This window comes from Synechococcus sp. 'PEA 65AY6A-5F PE A' (assembly GCF_047462575.1).
GTDB lineage: Bacteria > Cyanobacteriota > Cyanobacteriia > Thermostichales > Thermostichaceae > Thermostichus.
On sequence record NZ_JAOALE010000008.1, the window covers coordinates 1 to 18,145 of the forward strand.

Below are 18,145 nucleotides of genomic sequence, written 5' to 3' on the forward strand. Positions count from 1 at the left end.
AGTTGGTTTGCTAAGTGCTGCTATTGTACCCCTTGAGCCCTTAACAGGCTGTATCTAATACTCTGCCGTCGAGCAACTAAAGCTCCGCACGTCATGACCTTGATCAAGCTGCTGGCGGTAATCGTAATTGTCGGCATTCTCTCTGCTATTAGCATTCCCAATTTTCTTAACCACATTCGCCGTTCCAGAGTTGCAGAAGCCCAGACAGCTCTAGCAGCTATCGGCGGTGCTTCAGAAGTTTTCCGAATGGACTTCATGGTTTATCCTCCTGCCTACGCCGATATTGAATTTGGCGGGATCCACAGGGATCGCTATTTGCAAGATCCTTGGCAAGCCCCCAACTATCGTCTTCCTGAAGTTGTTCCTCCCACTGCCAGCTCAAGCGGCGTTCGTTGGATGACTGAGTCTCACACACATACAACTGTTAGTGGGGATCTCCTGCGCTGCGACCTTGGCTTAGGGGATCGCCAGCAAGAGGTTTTGGCCTCTGGCTACGACCTGCGCAGCTCTTGCAACCTCTATCGATAGGAAGACAAGACTCGGGCAACTTGAGCTTGAGCTGCCGACTAGCTGTTCCATCGATTGGCCGGTTCTTAACCTGCTCGACAGGTGTTATCTTGAAAGCGCCTGTGAAAGGGGAAGCGGAGCTTTGGCCAGTAGCCTGCTGATCCGCAATGCCGAGCTGGTGGTACCGGAAGGGGATCCCTGGGTGGGAGATGTGCTGGTGCAGGAGGGGCGGATTGCCCAGATTGGCCAACATCTCTCCACAGAAGGGGTGGCTAGGGTCATCGATGCCAAGGGCTATACCCTGATGCCGGGGGTGATCGATCCCCAGGTTCACTTCCGCGAGCCAGGCCGGGAGCACAAAGAAGACCTGCAGACGGGATCCTGGGCTTGCGCTCGCGGCGGGGTAACCAGCTTTTTGGAGATGCCCAATACAGATCCGCCGACAATTGACCAGAGAACGCTGGAGGACAAATTGGCGCGGGCTGCCAGCAAGTGCGTCGTCAACTACGGCTTTTTCATTGGAGCCACTGCCGATAACTTGAAGGAGCTGCAGACGGTGCAAGGAGCCTGCGGCATCAAGATCTTCATGGGATCCATGCATGGCCCCCTATTGGTGGATGATCAGGCTGCCCTAGAGAGGATCTTTGCCGAAACGGATCCCAACCTGGTCATTGCTGTCCACGCTGAGGATCACGCGCGAATTCAGGCCCGCCGAGCTCTTTTTGCCGGACGCACGGACGTAGCCGTTCACTCGCAAATCCAGGACGAGGAAGCGGCGCTCATCGCCTCGCGGCGGGCTTTGGACCTGGCCACCCGCTATCGCCATCGCCTGCACATTTTGCACCTTTCCACCGGCTTGGAAGTGGAGCTGCTGCGCCGGCACAAGCCCGCCTGGGTCAGCGCCGAGGTCACCCCCCAACACCTGTTGCTCAGCACTGCCGACTACGCCCGCCTGGGATCCCTGGCCCAAATGAACCCGCCGCTGCGGGATCCGGCTACCCTCCCCCAGCTTTGGCAGGGGCTGCACGAGGGCATCCTCGATTGCATCGCCACCGACCATGCCCCCCACACCCTGGCCGAAAAAGCCCAGCCCTACCCCCACTCCCCCTCCGGCATGCCGGGGGTGGAGACGGCCCTGCCCCTGATGCTGACTGCCGCCCAGCAGGGCCGCTGTACCCTGCGCCAGGTGGTGCAGTGGATGTGCGAGGCGCCCGCCCGCCTCTACGGGATCCCCAACAAAGGACGGCTGCAGGTGGGCTACGACGCCGACCTGGTGCTGGTGGATCGCCACACGCCCAAGCCGGTGCGGCGGGAAGAGCTGCTCACCAAATGCGGCTGGAGCCCGTTTGAGGGCTGGGAGCTGGTGGGCTGGCCGCTGCTCACCATCGTGGGCGGGCAGATCGCCTTCCAAAATGGCCAGGTGGATCCCTCAGTGCGCGGCAGGGCCCTGACCTTTCGGCGCTAGGGGGATCCCCTTCGAGGTTGCACCTGTTCAAACCTTTCAAGATAGCGGTTGAACACTGGGCTGCTTTGGCTTCTCCCTACTTAAGCAAGAGGAGCAGAGCGCCGGATCCCATCTCAGTTTATACAAATAGCAGTGAAACGGTTCGTTACGTCGTTATTGCCACGCAACACTGTCGCGAACGCGCCGCTCTAACTCCCCTCTCCCTCTGGGAGAGGGGCTGGGGGTGAGGATAGTGACGAGGAACGCTTGGGGAGTGTCTTACGCCCTTTCAGTAAGCCGTGCTACTTTGAAGGCGATAATCGATGATAATCAAGTTGGAAAACACCTAAGGAGCGACTATGAAAGTTGCCTACGTCTTCATCACCCCCCGCGGCGGCACCTACAAGCTGGGCCAGATGATCCTGCCCCAGCTAGAAGCAGGGGTACACGGCGCGGAAGTGGTGGGCATGTTCTTTTTCGACGACAACTGCTTTGTCTTGCGGCAGGGGGATCCCATCGGCGAGCGCCTGGCCAAGATTGCCGAAGCGCAGAACATTTTGCTGATGATGTGCGACATGTGCGCCCTGGAGCGCAACCTGGCGGAAGGGGAACCCAAGTGGTGCGACTCAAAAGGCCAGGGGCGCAAGGAGCCGGGCCATTGTGTTCCCAAAAACGTGGTCAAAGGGGTGCAGCTGGGCTGCTTCCCCGACCTCTACGCGGCCTTGCAAGACAACCCACCTGACCAGGTGATCAGCCTCTAGCCAACTGGCCTAGCTGACGGCTACAGCAGCAGGCGGCTCTTGGCGGGGCTGAGAGCCGATCTTGCGGAAGATCAGCCGCTCGTTGGCCACCTCCACCAGGATGCGGTCGCCGGGCAGGAACTCGTTTTCCAGCAGCTTGGTGGCGAGGGGGTTTTCGATCTCCCGCTGGATTACCCGCTTCAGCGGGCGGGCGCCAAACACGGGGTCGTAGCCCAGCTCGGCCAGGTAGTCCTTGGCCTCTTCGGTGAGGACAATTTCAATTTGCTGATCCGCCAGCAACTGCTCCACCCGCCGCATCTGCAGGCTGACGATCTGGCGGATTTGCTCTTTGGTTAGAGCGTGGAAGATGATCAGTTCATCCACCCGGTTGAGGAACTCCGGCCGGAAGTGGTGCCGCAGCATGGCCAGCACCTGGCTTTTCATCTCCTCGTAGCGGCTCTCGTCGCCGCCAATTTCCAGGATGAGCTCGCTGCCAATGTTGCTGGTCATGATGATGATGGTGTTTTTGAAGTCCACCGTCCTGCCTTGGGAGTCGGTGATGCGGCCGTCGTCCAGCACCTGCAGCAGGATGTTGAAGACATCAGGGTGGGCTTTTTCCACCTCGTCAAAGAGCACCACCGAGTAGGGGCGCCGCCGCACCGCTTCCGAGAGCTGCCCGCCTTCTTCGTAGCCCACATAGCCCGGCGGAGCCCCAATCAAGCGGGAGACGGAGTGCTTCTCCATGTACTCCGACATGTCGATGCGCACCATGGCCTCGGAGGTGTCGAAGAGGAACTCCGCCAGGGCGCGGGCCAGCTCGGTCTTCCCGACGCCGGTGGGCCCCATGAACAGGAACGAGCCGATGGGCCGATTGGGATCCTTGAGGCCGGCCCGGGCCCGCCGGATGGCGGCTGCCACCGCCGCTACCGCCTCGTCCTGGCCCACCACCCGCTGGTGCAAGTGGGCTTCCAGGCGCAGCAGCTTCTGCTTTTCCGACTCCATCAGGCTGGTGACCGGGATCCCGGTCCAGCGGGAGACGATCTCGGCAATGTCTTCGGGCGTCACCTGCTCCCGCAACAAGGGCTCGCCGTTGGCCTGCAGCTTGGCCAGGTGGGCCTCCTGCTCTTGGATCTGGCGCTCCAGCTCCATGAGCTTGCCGTATTTGAGCTCGGCAGCGCGGTTGAGGTCATATTTTTGTTCTGCCTGTTCAATCTGCAGCTTGACGGCATCCCGCTCGGCCTTGAGGTTTTGCAGGCGCTCGATGGCCTCTTTTTCCATCTGCCAACGGGCGCTCAGCTCCCGCTGCCGCTCCATCAAGTTGGCCAGCTCCTGCTCAATTTTGGCCAGGCGCTCCTTGGAGGCGGGGTCGTCTTCTTTCTTGAGGGAGAGCTCCTCCATCTGCAGTTGCATGATGCGCCGGTCGATTTCATCCAATTCGACGGGCTTGGAGGTGATCTCCATCTTCAGCTTGGCCGCCGCTTCGTCCACCAGGTCGATGGCCTTGTCGGGCAGGAAGCGCTCGGAAATGTAGCGGTTGGAGAGAACCGCCGCTGCCACCAGGGCCGAGTCGCTGATTTTGACCCCGTGGTGCAGCTCGTAGCGCTCTTTGAGGCCGCGCAGGATGGAGATGGTGTCTTCCACGGAGGGCTGATCCACATACACCGGCTGGAAGCGGCGCTCCAGGGCGGCGTCTTTTTCGATGTGCTTGCGGTATTCATCCAGGGTGGTGGCGCCAATGCAGCGCAATTCGCCGCGGGCCAGCATGGGCTTGAGCAGGTTGCCGGCATCCATCGCCCCTTCGGCCGCCCCTGCCCCCACCACGGTGTGCAGCTCGTCGATGAAGAGGATGATCTGCCCTTCCGATTCGGTGACCTCCTTGAGCACGGCTTTGAGGCGGTCTTCAAACTCGCCGCGGTACTTGGCGCCGGCAATCAGGGATCCCATATCCAGGGCGATCACCCGCCGGTTTTTCAGCGACTCCGGCACGTCTCCCCGGTTGATGCGCTGGGCCAGGCCCTCGACAATGGCGGTTTTCCCCACACCCGGCTCGCCGATGAGGACGGGGTTGTTTTTGGTGCGGCGGGAGAGCACCTGAATGACGCGGCGGATCTCGTCGTCCCGCCCAATCACCGGATCCAGCTTCCCTTCGCGGGCGGCCTTGGTCAAGTCGCGGCCATAGCGCTCCAGGGCCTCGTAGCGGGACTCGGGATTTTTGTCGGTAACCCGCTGTTTGCCTCGCACCTGTTGGATAACGGGCTTGAGGCGCTCGACCGTCAAGCCCAGGGGTGCTAGAACGCGCTTGCCCACCCGCTCGTCGTCCAGGGATCCCAAAAGCAAGTGCTCTACCGAGATAAAATCATCGCCATACTCTTTGCGAAACTCCTCGGCTCGATCCAGCGTGGTCTCCAGGCCGCGGCCTAGGTAGAGCTGATCCACCCGCGCCAGCTTGGGCTGCTGGTTGATAAAGCTTTCCACTCTATCCCGCACCAGCCTCGGATCGAGGCCGGCCCGCTGCAAAATGGTCTGGGTGAGACCCCCCTCTTGATCCAGAAGGGAGATCAGCAAATGCTCGGTTTCCAACTGTTGCTGCTGGTGCCGCCGGGCTACATCTTGGGATTGGACAATGGCGCTCCAGGCTTTCTCAGTAAATTGGTTGGGATTGGTGGGCTGCATAGGGGTTTGGCAGAAGTTTTTTTACAGTGTATAGGAAGACAATGCAGGGGGCAGCCAAGGGGCTCTCAGCCCTTGCTGCCGACTTGGGGAAGCGCTGCTGGCATCCTACGATCCAGGTATCGCCTATTTTGCCAAAGCCGGAGTTCGCAACAACCGTCCCCTCCTACCGCGATTGATGGACGGATCCCCGCCTTATTCCTCTTCTTCGTAGGGCCGTCCCTCGCCGATCACCGCCAGGTCAATTTGTTGGCGGTAGTAGTCTACGTTTTTAATCTGCACCTCCACCCGATCCCCCAGGCGGAACTGGCGCCGGCTTTTGCGCCCTACCAGGGCCTGCTGGCGGCTGCGGTATTCGTACCAGTCGTTTTTCAGGGTGCTGACCCGCACCAAGCCTTCCGCCAAGATGGGATCCACCTGCACAAAAAAGCCGTAGTTCTGGACGCTGACGATCAGGCCGGGGAACGTCTCCCCCAGGTGTTTTTGCATGAACTCGCACCGCTTCAAGCCCATCAGCTCCCGCTCTGCCTGTTGATGGAGCTGATATCCCGCCTGGATTTTGGGCAGTTGCGCTTGGAGAAAGGCCTGCCACTCCTCATGCACTTTTGGCGGCAGCACCTGCCAATCAATTTGGTCGTAGCTGCCGGGGCCATGCAGATCCACCACGGTTTTGGAGCGCGGGCTGCGGCGATCCCGTCCTTTGCTCAAGGCTAGGTGCAGAGCCCGCAAATTCAGCAAATCGGCATAGCGGCGCAAAGGGGCAGTAAAAGAGGCGTAGGGCTCTTTGAGGCCAAGGCCAAAATGGCCGAGCGGCTCCTGCAGCGGCTGCAGGCAATACTCGACGGGGGGCAGAGTAGCCAACAACTGGGCCACCAAGGCTGGGCTAGTCCCTGCGGCCAAGACATCGGGGGCGGTGATGCGGGCACAGATCCGCTGCCAATCGGCTAACGTCACAGCTTCTGGATCCTGCAAGTTCAGATCCAGCTTCATGGCGTTGGCCAGACGCAAAAAGTTCTGCAGGGCCTCAGCGGTGGGGGGCTTCTGCACGCGGGCCAACGAAGGGATCCCCAATTGGCGCAAATGGTGGCCCAAGGTTTGGTTGGCCAGCAGCAGAATTTCGGTCATCAGGGCGTGGGCGCCGAGGCGATCGCTGACCAGCAGGGGCCCATAGCCGCTTTCATCGGCAGAGTAGGGGGTGAGCAAATCCAACAGGGGCAGATCGAACCCGCCTGCCTGGTGGCGCTTGACTCGCAGGACTTGGCTGAGACGGAGCAGGTTTTGCAGCAGGGCCATCAACTCCGGCACCTCCTCATCGGGGCCCAGATCCGCGGCGGTGGCCAAGAGAGCCTGCACCTGGCCGTAGGAGAGGTGGGCCCGCGACTGCACCAGGCTGGGGTGGATCTCGAAGTTGCGCACCACCCCTTCGGGGTCAATGGTCAGCAGCAGCGAGTAGGCCAGACGCTCCTGCTGCGGCAACAGAGCCAGGCGGCTGTGCACTTCCGGCGGGAAAAGGGGCAGCACCACGCTATCCAGGTAAACCGTGGCGGTGCGCCGCTGCGCCTCCCGCTCCAGGGGGTGATCCGGATCCAGCCAGTGGGCTACATCGGCAATGTGCACCCCCAGCAGCCAGTGGCCCTCTTCTTGCCGCTGCAGGGAGACGGCCACGTTGGGCTCGAGGCCGTGGGGGTGCTGCAAGTCCAGCGGCTCCAGCGTGACGCAAAACCAGTCCCGCAGATCGCGACGGTTCTTTTGGTCGGAGCGGCTCAGCTTTTTGGGCAGAGTTGCCGCAGCCTCCAGCACCGCCGGGGGAAACTCCTGGGGCAGGTCGTACTTGCAGCAGACCAGATCCGCATCGATGGACGCCTCCGGGCCATTGCCCAAGATCTTGCGAATCGTGCCCACGGGGGGCAAGTTGCCCAGCGGGTAGCGCTCCACTTCCACATAGGCCACCCGACCTTCCGCCAGCTCGGCAGGGGATCCCTCGGTCAAGGCCAGCTCGAACAGCAGCCGGTCATCCAGAGGCACCACCCGGAAACCCTCTTCCGTCTGTTTGAGGCGGCCCACGAGAGTGGGATTGGCCCGTTCCACAACAGCTACCACCTCTCCCTCTGGGCTGCGGCGGCGATTGCCTTCTTTGGTAATCCGGGCTATCACTTGGTCGCCGTTCCAAGCGCCGCTAAGGTTGCTGCCGTGGATATACACATCCTCTGCCCCCGGTTCATCCCGCACGGCAAAGCAAAAGCCCTTGCTGGAACAGCGCAAACGCCCCACCACCAAGGATTCATCCGGCTTACGCCGATAGCGGGGCGGATCCCCTGTCCGTTCGAGAAACCCCGCCCGTACCAGACCATCGAGGGCAATCTCGAGCATTTCCGGCGCTTCTGGGTCTGAGGCTGGCAGGAGGGCAAGCAGCGCGTCTTTATCGGTCCATTGCTCGGCAGGTTGAGAGAAAAAGTGATGAAAAATCCGAGAGAAATCCATTGCGGGTATCCAGGGGGAATGAGAGCCGCGATTAAGGGACAGGCGCAGCCACTTGGATTAGTCGCGGTGGCCGGTGACGATAAAGGCTACTCGCTGACCGATGTTGGTGCAGTGGTCGGCCAGACGCTCTAGGTAGCGGATCGCCAGCAACATCAACAGGATAGGCTCGATCGATCCCTTGATGTCAGACTGCTGCGCCAACGTATTGTAAAGGTTGGTGTAGTCTTCATCAACGGCGTCGTCTTCCCGCTTCAGTTGTCGGCCCAGCTCGGCATCCAACTCCGTCAGGGCGGCCAGGCTGTGGCTGAGCATTTTCTGGCAGCGCTGCATCATCAGGCGAATGCAGCTCAGCTCCGGGGGCGGCGGGTACATGACCAAGCGCAGGGCCACTTCGGCCAAATCTTTGGCGTAGTCGCCAATCCGCTCCAAATCGCGTACCAGTTGCATCAGGGTACTGATCCAGCGCAGATCCCGCGCCACCGGGGAGCGCAAGGCAATCAAATTAATACAGTCTTTCTCGATTTGACGATAAAAACGGTCAATTTGCTTGTCTTGGGCGATCACCTGTTCGGCGGCGGCCAAGTTCTGTTCAAACAGGGCCTGCTGGGCCAAGACCACCGACTTTTCCACCAGCGCCCCCATGCGCAGCACATCCTGCTGTACCCGTTTGATGTGAAGTTGTAGCTCGGCTTGCCCCATGGCTTTCTCCCATGAATGTGGGCAGGGGGGAAATGTCTGCAGTCGTTTTGGATCACCAGAGCCAGTTGATCTCAATCATGGCAAACTTCGCCTGGAATAGAGGCAGGGAAGATGGCCAACTTGGGGGAAGATGAAAATAGCGGTTGCCCTTTGAGGGGGATTCGTCTGTCTGGAGTTCTCGGGTTGCTTTGTCATTGAGACGGTCTCATGGCTCTCCCCCCTATCGTTGTGTTGGACGATGATCCCACCGGATCCCAAACCGTTCACAGTTGCTTGCTCCTCACCCGCTGGGATCCGCAAACACTCAAGCTAGGGCTGCAGGATAGCTCGCCGATTCGCTTTATCCTCACCAACACCCGATCCCTGCCAGCGGCGGAGGCTGCCGAGGTGACGCGGTCGGTCTGCCGGGCCCTGAAGCAGGCCATGGGAGAGCTGGGGTGGGAGCGGGCCCTTTTTATCAGCCGCTCCGACTCGACTTTGCGGGGGCACTACCCCTTGGAAACCGATGTGATGGCAGCGGAGCTGGGGCCCTTCGATGCTCATTTTCTGGTGCCGGCTTTTTTTGAAGGGGGGCGCATCACGCGGCAGAGCACCCATTACCTGCGGGTGGAGGGCCGCTGGATCCCGGTGCATGAGACGGAGTTTGCTCGGGATGCGGTGTTTGGCTACCACCACAGCTATTTGCCGGACTATGTGCAGGAGAAAACCCAGGGGCGGATCCGGGCCGAGCAGGTGGTGCGACTGACCCTGGAGCAGATCCGCGCCGGCTGTCTGGAGCGGCTTTTGAGGCTGGAGGGGAATGTCTGCTGTGTGGTGGATGGAGAAACTCAGGCGGATCTGGATCGCTTTGCCCAGGATGTTTGGGCGGCTATAGAGCAGGGGAAGCGCTTTTTGTTCCGCAGCGCCGCCAGCCTCTTGACGGCTTTGGCCCAGTTGCCGCCACAGCCGGTTCTGCCAGAGCAGATGGGGCAGTTTGTCCGCTCCGACCGGCCAGGGGTGGTGATTGTGGGATCCCATGTGCAAAAGTCCAGCCAGCAGTTGGCCCGCCTTCTGCAGGAGCCTGAAACCCAAGGCATCGAGGTGGAGGTGAGGCGACTATTGGATCCCGACGCGGAGCTGCTGCCAGGGATCCTGGCCCAAGTTCACAGCGCCTACGAGAAGGGTCTGACGCCGGTGGTCTACACCAGCCGAGAGGAACTGACGTTCGAAAAGGACGCCGTAGAAATGCGCTTAGCTTTTGGGCAGAAGGTTTCCCGGTTGTTGATGGGTGTGGTGCAGGGGCTGCCGGAAGGGATCGGCTATCTCATCAGCAAGGGCGGCATCACCTCCAACGACACCCTCAGCGTTGGCCTCAACTTGCCGGCGGTGCGTCTGCTGGGGCAAATTTACCCTGGGATCTCGATGGTGATCACCCCGTCCGATCATCCCCGCTTTCCCAACCTGCCGGTGGTGTTGTTTCCGGGCAATGTCGGCGAGGCGGATACGTTGGTTTTAATCCACCGTCGCCTCCACAGCCGCGGGCTAGTCTAGCCTGGAGGAAATCACCATGGCTGAACTCATCTCCCCCCCTGAAGCTCTGCCTGCCTTGGAGGCCTGGTGGGGATCCCTGCGGCAGGGGCCAACGGTGTTGCCTCCGGCGGTGGTGCACCGCTGTTCTGAGCGCCTGGGCAGCCGGGATGCCGATGTGGTGATTGCCGGCGGCACCCTGGGGATTCTCTTGGGGGCGGCTTTGGCCCGGCGAGGCTGGCGGGTGATCCTGATCGAGCGCGGCATCTTGCGGGGGCGGGAGCAGGAGTGGAACACCTCGCGGCAGGAGCTGCAGGTGTTGTTAGAACTGGAGCTGCTCACCCCGACAGAGTGGGAGGCAATCCAGGTGACCCACTACCCCAGTGGGCGCATTGGCTTTGGGGAGGGTCCCACCTGGTGGGTGGAAGGGGTGCTGAATGTGGGCGTGGATCCGGTCGGCTTGCTGGAGTTCCTCAAGCAGCATTTCCTAGACTGGGGGGGCCAGGTGCGGGAGCAGACCGGGTTTCTCAGCGCCACGGTCCACCCCGATGGGATCCGCATCCAGACCACCGCCGGCCAGCTCAGCGCCCAACTCCTGGTGGATGCCATGGGGCACCGCTCCCCCATCGTGGCCCAGGCCCGCCAAGGGCAGCCGCCGGACAGCGTCTGTCTGGTGGTGGGATCCTGTGCCCAGGGGCTGCCCGACCAACCCACTGGGGATCTGTTCTACAGCTTTACCCCCGCCCAGAACGGCTACCAGCCCTTTTGGGAAGCTTTCCCCGCCCGCGATGGGCGCACCACCTACTTGTTTACCTACTGCGACCGGGATCCCCGCCGACCCAGTCTGGAGAGGCTGTGGCAGGACTACTGCCGGCTGCTCCCTGCCTACCAGGGGGCCGAGCTGGCGCAGATCCGCTGGGTGCGCAAGCTGGGTGGCGTTTTCCCCGCCTACCGCCGCAGCCCGCTGCAACTGCCCTGGGATCGCCTCTTGGCAGTGGGAGACAGCAGCGGCAGCCAGTCGCCCTTGAGCTTTGGCGGCTTTGGGGCGATGTTGCGCCACCTGGATCGCCTGCAACAGGGGATCCACGAGGCCCTGGCGCAGCGGCAGCTCGACCGGGCGGCCCTGGCCCTGCTGCAGCCCTACCAGCCCAATTTGGCGGTGACCTGGCTGTTTCAGAAGGCGATGATCCCCCCTTTGGCGGAGAAAAACTGGGATCCCAACAGCATTAACCGCTTGTTGAGCAGAGTGTTTGAGGCCATGATGGCCGCCGGCCCCCAGGTGGTGCAGCCCTTTTTGCAGGATGTGGTGCAGTTGGGCGGCTTGGCCCAAGCGCTGTGGGGCGTGATGAGGCGGGATCCCTGGCTGGTAGTCGAGCTTTTGCCCCGGCTGGGCTTGCCGGAGCTGGTGGAATGGGCGGGCCACTTCGGCGCCCTCGGCCTCTACGAGCTTTTGCAAAGGCTAGCTGACCGCCCAGAAGCAACCCCGCAAGACTACTTTTGGAAGCGGCGGCGCGAGGCCTGGCGCTACGGCTGCGGCCGGGATCACCTCTCCTAGGTGTTCTGGCCGTACACCACCACCCCATAGGGCGGTATCTCAACGGGCTCCCCTTGGTTTTTTGCCGGCAGGGAGGATCCCTGGTCGCCGCTATCTAGAAGCTTCTGCCAACTGCCGCCGGGCCATTGGGCGTAGGTGACCACCTGGTCGGGGCTGAAGTTCAACAGGGCCAGGACAGCTTGGGATCCCTGGTGGCGGTGCAGGGCCAGGCCAGTTTGGGCAAACAGCTCCACCTCCACCGAGTTCCGCTCCAGGTTTTGCAGCGGCGCCAGGGTCTTGCGCAAGTGAATGAGGGTTTGGTACCACCGCCGCAAGACCTGGTGATGGCCGGCGTGGCCCAGTTCCCAGTTGAGCTTCGAGCGCAAGAAAGTCTCTTCCGCTTGGGGATCCGGCACCTCCCCTTGCCAGGCAAAGGCGCTGAACTCGCGGCGCCGTCCCTGCCGCACCGCTTCCACCAGGTCGGGATCCCCGTGGCTGACAAAATACAGAAACGGCGCCACCTCCCCGTATTCTTCCCCCATAAACAGCAGCGGCAGCATGGGGGCCAGCAGCAAAGCAGCGGCAGCCAACTTGAGACCTTCAAAAGAAGTGAGCTGGCTGAGGCGCTCTCCCAGCCTGCGGTTGCCCACCTGGTCGTGGTTTTGGATGCAGATGACAAACTGGGATCCCGGCCTGCCGATGGCGGAATTGCCGTGGCGCCTGCCGCGGTAGGGGGAGTACTGGCCGGAATAGACGTAGCTTTCGCGGTAGGCCTTGGCTAGGTGCTCCAATTGGCCAAAGTCTTGGTAGTAGCCTGTCTTTTCCCCGGTCAGCAGGGTGTGAACCGAGTGATGGAAGTCGTCGCACCACTGGGCATCTAGCCCGTAGCCCCCCTGCTCGCGGGGGGTGATGAGGCGGACATCGTTGAGGTCGCTTTCCGCTACCAGAACCCTAGGCCAGCCGCTGCGCGCTTCTAGGGCATCTACCCGCTCCGCCAATTCTTGCAAAAAAGGGTGGGCGCTGAAGTCGTAGATGGCGTGCACCGCGTCCAGCCGCAGGCCGTCCAGGTGAAACTCCTCTAGCCAGTACTCGGCATTTTGCAGGAAAAACTCCCGCACGCCGTCGGAGGAGCGGTCGTCGAAGTTGAGGGCCTCTCCCCAAGGAGTGCGGTACTTGTCGGTGAAGTAGGGGCCAAAGTCCCGCAGGTAGTTCCCCTCCGGCCCCAGGTGGTTGTAGACCACATCCAAAACAACCGCCAGGCCCTGCTGATGGCAGGCGTTGACCAGTGCTTTCAGGCCCGCTGCTCCCCCATAGCTGGCCTGCACGGCATAGGGATAGACGCCGTCATAGCCCCAGTTGCGCTCCCCCGGAAACTGGGCCACCGGCATCAGCTCCAGCACGTTGACCCCCAGCTCCACCAGGTGCGGCAGGCGAGGGATCAGGGCGGCAAAGGTGCCCTCTGGGGTAAAGGTGCCTACATGGAGCTCGTAGAGGATCCACTGGGAGAGCGGGATCCCCCGCCAGCCCTGATCCTGCCAGTCGAAGTGGGGATCCACCACCCGCGATGGGCCGTGGACGCCGTAGGGCTGGCAGCGGGAAGCGGGATCTGGCCGCTCCACCACCCCCGCTGCGGTGTGCAGACGGTAGAGGTAGTCCACCGGCCCCGGCGGGATCCCCTCCACCTCCGCCTGCCAATAGCCCTGCTCCTCCTGCTTGAGAGGGATAACCTGTTGGACAGGGCTGATTATCTTCAGCTCCACTTGTTCGACTAAGGGCGCCCATACCGAGAAGCGATAGCGGCCCTGCCCCAAGGGATAGGCGCCCATCCGTCCGAGCGGAGGAGAAGTCTGAAGCACGAAACCTGTCTGCACAACTTGGCTTCTACTATAGCGCCTTGCTCCCCTACACAAAAGGATAGCTTGGTAGCCCCGTACTTTAGTACGGGGCGGAAAAGCCCTTGAGCAACTTTAGTTGCTTCTTTTAGCTAGTACAGAGCTTCTCCAGGAAAACGACCTACTGCGGTGCAAAACCCGCGCGGCAATAACTAACCTGGAGGAACTTAAGTCCGAAGTAAGCAGAACTTTGAGGTTATGCCTCAAAGAACTGTCTAGGGGCGTGTTGAAAGCGCCTTCGCGAGTCCATTTTGAGCTGCGTAAGAATCCCCTGGGTGGGAGTGTCAAAGAACCTAAACTCTCCTGCTTCCCCTGCTGAGAAGGAGCCAGCCAGGCAAGAGGGCACCTGGCTCAAAAGAACCCTAGGGGAAGTTGCACCTGCAAACCCCCTCGGCGGATTCCCTTCTGGATGCAGGCGTGCTCAGCGCTATTCGGCGCTCCGCCCCCTTTCCTCCCTTGCCGAAGAGGTTTGCCGGCGAGAAACTGGTGCTGGAAGTTAAGGTGTTGAGCGGATCCCTGAAGGCTAGCCTCGTTGGGGATCCGAAAAACTAAGCCGAACCCTGGTTTGGCTACCTTGTATAGCCACAAGCCAAGTTCAGACTACTGAGAATTGCCTAGGCCATGGACTTACGGCGGTTGCGCCGCATGGCTACCGCTTTGCGCTTGCGCTTTTCCAGGTTGGTTTCAAAGTGGCGATGGTTGCGCAGATCCCGCAGAATGCCCGCCTTGGAGACCTGGCGCTTGAAGCGGCGCAGCGCCGATTCGATCCCTTCGTTTTCGCCAATCGTCACTTGAGTCATAAAGAAGCTATCTCCTCCGTCGATGAGTAGAACGAAAGCACAATCGGGATCCCTATCCTAAACCATCTCCGCCCTGCTGCTGACGGTTACAGGGCGCGGCTGCCAAAGTTGAGGCCCGAAACCACCTCACCTTCCCTCAAATTCACAACAAATGAGGCCGTTGTCCCAGTGGGGGGTGGAGGGGAGGGTGGTGCTGGAGTTGGGCTGGGGGCACTGCCGATTACCGATTGCACAAAACCGGCGAAGCTAGACACCCGCGTATACACCCCATAGAAATTGGGCTGGGCGCAGCCGATGCCAAAACTGGTGATTCCGGCCAGGGCAAAACCCGTGCCACTGGACACAATCAAAGGCCCACCGCTATCAGCCTTACACGCATCGACTCCTCCCTGGGGAAAGCCGGCGCAGAGCATAGTATCCAAAATGGTGCCATCGTAGGATTGGGGCGCATTGCACACCGCATTGGAGACGATGGGAACGGTGGCCTGCTGCAAATCTCGGGTAAAGCCGCTGGGTTCTTGATCCAGGGCCCTGGGGAAGGTGGCTCCCCAGCCGAGGATGGTGGCGAACGTGCCGGGGGCTGTCAGGTTGGTTTGGTTGGGCTGCACCAGCGGCAGGGTAGGCAGGGCCACTGGCCGAGAGAGGCGCACCAGGGCAATGTCATTCCCCCCCTCTGTCCCTCGTCGGGGGTCGTAGTTGGGGTGGATAACAATTTGCGCAGCCTGAATTCGCTGGCCGGCACCGATTTGCAAGCGGTTGGTACCCAACAGCAGATCCAGATTTTGGGCACTCATTACCTGCTCGCCTTGTTCGTCGAAAAGACAATGGGCAGCGGTAACTACCCACTCCGGCGCGATCAGGGATCCGCCGCAAAACAGCGCCTGAAAAGGATCTGGCTCAGCCGCCCTCAGCAAAGCCACCATCCAGGGAAAGGCTCCTTCGGGAGCAGGACTGCCGCCCACAATCCGCTCCAGCCCCAAGCCTGAGCGCGGCGTGGTGAAGATTCGCCCTGGGGGCAAAAGGGCGGTGACGCGGTAGGTGCCAGGGGGCAAGTTGGAGAAGCGGAAGTTGCCGCCGCCGTCGCTGACGGTGCTGGGCTCCCCCGGGTCGAGGCGGCCATTGCCGTTTAAGTCCAAAAACGTGGCGATGCCCGGCAGCCCCGGCTCCCCCGGATCCCGCAGCCCATTGCCGTTGAGATCGTCGAAATGGGATCCCTCAATTCGTCCTGTGGGAGGAGCTGAGACTGGGGGAAGCGGGCGACTGGAACCGCCACCGCCACAGGCGCTCACACTCAAGGCCAGACTCAACCCCAGCAGAACAGACCAGGAGCGAGCCAAGCCAAGGGGGGAATGGGATGGCGAGAGATGAGGCATGGTCAGATTCTCCGAGGCCAGCCGGTTGTGCCAGCCAAGGATATCCTACCAGCGAAGCCTAAGGATTGCGCAACCGGGAACGCTTCCCCCCGCGGCCGGCTCTCCCGAGTTGCCCCAAGACCCCAATGCCCACTTTTGCCTCTTGCCGCCCGTGCACCTGGGCAGTAAAACCAGGGTGGGAGGGTGTGTGGCAGATGAATATCGCGGTCTTGGGGTTCAAAGGAGGTGTGGGCAAAACCACCACGGCGGTCCATCTGGCCCTCTACCTTCAACAACGGTGCGCAGCCCAGGCAGGTACACCCCAGGTGTCGCTGCTGCTCGACGCCGATCCCAATCGCTCTGCTTCTCGCTGGGCAGAACGCGGCTCTCCCTTTCCTGTCTAAAGTGGTGGCCGGGGATCCCACCACGCCCACGCCCACGAGCTTTCAGCATACGCTGATCGACACCCCCGCCCGCCCCACCCCCGAACAGTTGAGCCTGCTGGCGGAGCGGTGTGAAGTATTGCTTTTGCCCTGTTCTCCAGATGCCCTGGCCCTGGATGCTCTGATGCTGACTGTTAACGCCCTGAACCGTTTGGGGGCAAAACACTGCAAAGTTTTGCTGACGCTGGTTCCCCCCTGGCCCAACCGGGATGGGGCCGAGGCCCGCAGCTTTCTCCAACAGGCCGGGATCCCGCTCTGCCACCATTCGATTCGCCGCACGGTGGCCTTTCAGCAGGCTGCCCTGGAGGGAGTCTGTGTCAACGAGATCCCGGATCCCAGAGCCAAGCAAGCCTGGTCAGACTACGTTGCGGTGGGAGAGGAAATCCTGTCATGAGCAAGTTTAAGCGCCTGCTCGACCGACAGCCAGAGGGGATCCCGGCTCGCCCTGCCCCCAAAAAACTGAGCGCCCAAGCCTACAAGATCCCTGAGCCGCCGGAAGCAGGCGCCAAGCCCAACAGCTCTGAGTACGTCAAGCTGACGGCCTACATTTCCAAAGAGACGCACCGAGCTGTGAAGCGCCTCCTGCTGGAATCGGATCAAGACCTCTCGGAGTTGATCGAGGCTCTGCTCGCCCAGTGGCTGCGCTCTCAATCGGCTAACGCCTGGCCCTCGGAGGATCCCTTGTCATCGAGAGGGCTGGCCTCAGGTGGAGCAGACCAGCCCAGATAGGAATAAGATGAGGGCGGGAGGCAGGCCTACCCCTCTGCGAGGTGGAGCGCTAGGGCACAATGCGCCGTAAGGGCAGCGGTTTTTTTGCGCTCCTTCTCCTCAAGTTGATTAAATTGACTGGTGCAAAAGGGATCCCTTATGCAAGCCATCACCCTGCTCGGCTCCACCGGCTCTATTGGCACCCAAACCCTAGACTTGGTAGCCCAGTATCCTGATCGCTTTCGGGTTGTTGGCTTGAGCAGCCACAGCAACGTCACTCTCTTGGCCGAGCAGGTGCGGCGGTTTCGGCCTCAAATTGTAGCCATCGGGCGGGAGGAGCTGCTGCCGGAGCTGCGATCCCTGCTGAGCGGCCTGCAACCTCTGCCAGAGCTAGTGGCGGGAACGGAGGGGCTGTGTCAGGTGGCGGCCCACCCGGCGGCCCAGCGGGTGGTGACCGGGATCGTTGGCTGTGCCGGCCTCTTGCCCACCTTGGCCGCTATCCGCGCCGGCAAAGACATTGCCCTGGCCAACAAAGAAACCCTGGTGGCAGGCGGCCCGGTGGTGCTGCCCCTGGTACGAGAGTACGGCGTCAAGCTCATCCCGGTGGACTCGGAGCATTCGGCCATCTTTCAATGCCTACAGGGGGTGCCGCCGGGATCCCTGCGCAGGATCTTGTTGACGGCTTCCGGGGGAGCTTTTCGGGATTGGCCTGCCGAAAAACTAGATCAGGTCACCTTGGCCGACGCCCTCAAACACCCCAACTGGGTGATGGGGCGCAAGATCACCATCGACTCGGCCACCCTGATGAACAAGGGCCTGGAGGTGATCGAGGCCCACTGGCTGTTTGGTTTGGATTATGACCGGATCGAGGTCCTCATCCACCCCCAGAGCATTGTCCACTCCTTGATCGAGCTGGCAGATACTTCTGTTCTGGCCCAGTTGGGCTGGCCGGATATGCACCTGCCCATCCTCTATGGCCTCAGTTGGCCGGAGCGCTTAGCCACCCCTTGGGATCCCCTCGATTTGGTCAAGCTGGGATCCCTCACTTTTAAGGCTCCGGATCACCGCAAGTACCCTTGCCTACAACTGGCTTATGCTGCTGGACAGGCAGGAGGAACCCTGCCGGCAGTGTTGAATGCCGCCAACGAAGCGGCGGTGGCCCTCTTCCTACAGGAGCGCATCCGCTTTTTGGACATCCCTCGCCTTTTGGAGCAGGTGTGCGAGCGGCACCAGGTCATCCCTGCCCCCAGCCTGGAGGACATTCTGGAAGTGGATGCCTGGGCGCGGCAACAGGTGGAGCTGCTGGCGCAGCAGGCCCCGGCCCAAGTTCTGGCCTGATCCCTACCGGGGGGATCCGGCACAGCGCTAG

The 18,145-nt window shown here is 61.4% G+C and carries 16 protein-coding genes; 10 read left to right on the forward strand and 6 right to left on the reverse strand.

What is annotated here, in order from left to right; all coding sequences use genetic code 11:
- Positions 1 to 93: 93 nt before the first annotated feature.
- The 3 genes from GG26_RS04120 to GG26_RS04130 all read left to right on the forward strand — a co-directional run bounded on the left by GG26_RS04120 (position 94) and on the right by GG26_RS04130 (position 2,712).
- Positions 94 to 528 carry a type IV pilin protein gene (locus GG26_RS04120; protein ID WP_099812592.1) on the forward strand — a complete coding sequence of 145 codons (435 nt, stop codon included), beginning with the start codon at positions 94 to 96 and terminating at the stop codon, positions 526 to 528.
- 121 nt (positions 529 to 649) lie between these two features.
- Complete coding sequence (locus GG26_RS04125; RefSeq protein WP_414389013.1) at positions 650 to 1,972, forward strand: dihydroorotase; 1,323 nt, start codon at positions 650 to 652, stop codon at positions 1,970 to 1,972.
- Positions 1,973 to 2,310: 338 nt separating this feature from the next.
- A complete protein-coding gene (locus tag GG26_RS04130) occupies positions 2,311 to 2,712 on the forward strand; it encodes a SaoD/DsrE family protein (protein ID WP_414389015.1) in 402 nt (133 codons plus the stop codon).
- A gap of 9 nt (positions 2,713 to 2,721) precedes the next feature.
- On the opposite strand, the gene clpB is transcribed toward GG26_RS04130, so the two are convergent.
- The 3 genes from clpB to phoU all read right to left on the reverse strand — a co-directional run bounded on the left by clpB (position 2,722) and on the right by phoU (position 8,541).
- A complete protein-coding gene (gene clpB, locus GG26_RS04135; RefSeq protein WP_414389017.1) occupies positions 2,722 to 5,364 on the reverse strand; it encodes an ATP-dependent chaperone ClpB in 2,643 nt (880 codons plus the stop codon).
- 192 nt (positions 5,365 to 5,556) lie between these two features.
- Positions 5,557 to 7,842 (reverse strand): ribonuclease R family protein, encoded by a 2,286-nt coding sequence (locus GG26_RS04140; protein ID WP_099812589.1) that lies wholly within the window; start codon positions 7,840 to 7,842, stop codon positions 5,557 to 5,559.
- A gap of 57 nt (positions 7,843 to 7,899) precedes the next feature.
- Positions 7,900 to 8,541, reverse strand: coding sequence for a phosphate signaling complex protein PhoU (gene phoU / locus GG26_RS04145; protein WP_099812588.1), 642 nt, complete (start codon positions 8,539 to 8,541; stop codon positions 7,900 to 7,902).
- A gap of 207 nt (positions 8,542 to 8,748) precedes the next feature.
- Between phoU and GG26_RS04150 the strand changes: the two genes are divergently transcribed.
- Together GG26_RS04150 and GG26_RS04155 are read left to right on the forward strand one after the other, a co-directional pair.
- On the forward strand, positions 8,749 to 10,071 hold the full coding sequence (locus GG26_RS04150) for a four-carbon acid sugar kinase family protein (RefSeq protein ID WP_414389020.1): 1,323 nt from the start codon (positions 8,749 to 8,751) through the stop codon (positions 10,069 to 10,071).
- 16 nt (positions 10,072 to 10,087) lie between these two features.
- Positions 10,088 to 11,602 carry an FAD-binding oxidoreductase gene (locus tag GG26_RS04155; RefSeq protein ID WP_414389022.1) on the forward strand — a complete coding sequence of 505 codons (1,515 nt, stop codon included), beginning with the start codon at positions 10,088 to 10,090 and terminating at the stop codon, positions 11,600 to 11,602.
- Here GG26_RS04155 and treZ read toward each other — a convergent pair.
- Positions 11,599 to 13,437 carry a malto-oligosyltrehalose trehalohydrolase gene (gene treZ, locus GG26_RS04160; RefSeq protein WP_240527760.1) on the reverse strand — a complete coding sequence of 613 codons (1,839 nt, stop codon included), beginning with the start codon at positions 13,435 to 13,437 and terminating at the stop codon, positions 11,599 to 11,601. The genes GG26_RS04155 and treZ overlap by 4 nt on opposite strands.
- Before the next feature lie 408 nt (positions 13,438 to 13,845).
- Here treZ and GG26_RS04165 point away from each other — a divergent pair, with 408 nt between their 5' ends.
- Positions 13,846 to 14,025, forward strand: a complete 180-nt coding sequence (locus GG26_RS04165) for a hypothetical protein (protein WP_011429104.1) — start codon at positions 13,846 to 13,848, stop codon at positions 14,023 to 14,025.
- 62 nt (positions 14,026 to 14,087) lie between these two features.
- On the opposite strand, the gene rpsU is transcribed toward GG26_RS04165, so the two are convergent.
- Both rpsU and GG26_RS04175 read right to left on the reverse strand, forming a co-directional pair.
- Positions 14,088 to 14,273 (reverse strand): 30S ribosomal protein S21, encoded by a 186-nt coding sequence (gene rpsU, locus GG26_RS04170; RefSeq protein WP_011429105.1) that lies wholly within the window; start codon positions 14,271 to 14,273, stop codon positions 14,088 to 14,090.
- 86 nt (positions 14,274 to 14,359) lie between these two features.
- Positions 14,360 to 15,646: a trypsin-like serine protease gene (locus GG26_RS04175; RefSeq protein WP_414389025.1), complete on the reverse strand. Its 1,287-nt coding sequence runs from the start codon at positions 15,644 to 15,646 to the stop codon at positions 14,360 to 14,362.
- A gap of 194 nt (positions 15,647 to 15,840) precedes the next feature.
- Between GG26_RS04175 and GG26_RS04180 the strand changes: the two genes are divergently transcribed.
- The 4 genes from GG26_RS04180 to GG26_RS04195 all read left to right on the forward strand — a co-directional run bounded on the left by GG26_RS04180 (position 15,841) and on the right by GG26_RS04195 (position 18,114).
- Complete coding sequence (locus tag GG26_RS04180; protein WP_168175280.1) at positions 15,841 to 16,029, forward strand: ParA family protein; 189 nt, start codon at positions 15,841 to 15,843, stop codon at positions 16,027 to 16,029.
- A 4-nt stretch (positions 16,030 to 16,033) separates the two neighbouring features.
- On the forward strand, positions 16,034 to 16,462 hold the full coding sequence (locus tag GG26_RS04185) for a ParA family protein (RefSeq protein ID WP_168175279.1): 429 nt from the start codon (positions 16,034 to 16,036) through the stop codon (positions 16,460 to 16,462).
- Complete coding sequence (locus tag GG26_RS04190) at positions 16,459 to 16,797, forward strand: hypothetical protein (RefSeq protein WP_414389027.1); 339 nt, start codon at positions 16,459 to 16,461, stop codon at positions 16,795 to 16,797. Before GG26_RS04185 ends, GG26_RS04190 begins: the two co-directional genes overlap by 4 nt.
- 138 nt (positions 16,798 to 16,935) lie before the next feature.
- Positions 16,936 to 18,114, forward strand: a complete 1,179-nt coding sequence (locus GG26_RS04195; RefSeq protein ID WP_414389029.1) for a 1-deoxy-D-xylulose-5-phosphate reductoisomerase — start codon at positions 16,936 to 16,938, stop codon at positions 18,112 to 18,114.
- The last annotated feature ends 31 nt before the right edge of the window (positions 18,115 to 18,145 follow it).

What these genes read in the sequence shown, in the direction of transcription:
- GG26_RS04140 (WP_099812589.1), bottom strand. Translation starts at nt 7,842, where the DNA reads ATGGATTTCTCTCGGATTTTTCATCACTTTTTCTCTCAACCTGCCGAG.
- rpsU (WP_011429105.1), bottom strand. Translation starts at nt 14,273, where the DNA reads ATGACTCAAGTGACGATTGGCGAAAACGAAGGGATCGAATCGGCGCTG.
- GG26_RS04120 (WP_099812592.1), top strand. Translation starts at nt 94, where the DNA reads ATGACCTTGATCAAGCTGCTGGCGGTAATCGTAATTGTCGGCATTCTC.
- clpB (WP_414389017.1), bottom strand. Translation starts at nt 5,364, where the DNA reads ATGCAGCCCACCAATCCCAACCAATTTACTGAGAAAGCCTGGAGCGCC.
- phoU (WP_099812588.1), bottom strand. Translation starts at nt 8,541, where the DNA reads ATGGGGCAAGCCGAGCTACAACTTCACATCAAACGGGTACAGCAGGAT.
- GG26_RS04150 (WP_414389020.1), top strand. Translation starts at nt 8,749, where the DNA reads ATGGCTCTCCCCCCTATCGTTGTGTTGGACGATGATCCCACCGGATCC.
- GG26_RS04195 (WP_414389029.1), top strand. Translation starts at nt 16,936, where the DNA reads ATGCAAGCCATCACCCTGCTCGGCTCCACCGGCTCTATTGGCACCCAA.
- GG26_RS04190 (WP_414389027.1), top strand. Translation starts at nt 16,459, where the DNA reads ATGAGCAAGTTTAAGCGCCTGCTCGACCGACAGCCAGAGGGGATCCCG.
- GG26_RS04130 (WP_414389015.1), top strand. Translation starts at nt 2,311, where the DNA reads ATGAAAGTTGCCTACGTCTTCATCACCCCCCGCGGCGGCACCTACAAG.
- GG26_RS04180 (WP_168175280.1), top strand. Translation starts at nt 15,841, where the DNA reads ATGAATATCGCGGTCTTGGGGTTCAAAGGAGGTGTGGGCAAAACCACC.
- GG26_RS04155 (WP_414389022.1), top strand. Translation starts at nt 10,088, where the DNA reads ATGGCTGAACTCATCTCCCCCCCTGAAGCTCTGCCTGCCTTGGAGGCC.
- GG26_RS04175 (WP_414389025.1), bottom strand. Translation starts at nt 15,646, where the DNA reads ATGCCTCATCTCTCGCCATCCCATTCCCCCCTTGGCTTGGCTCGCTCC.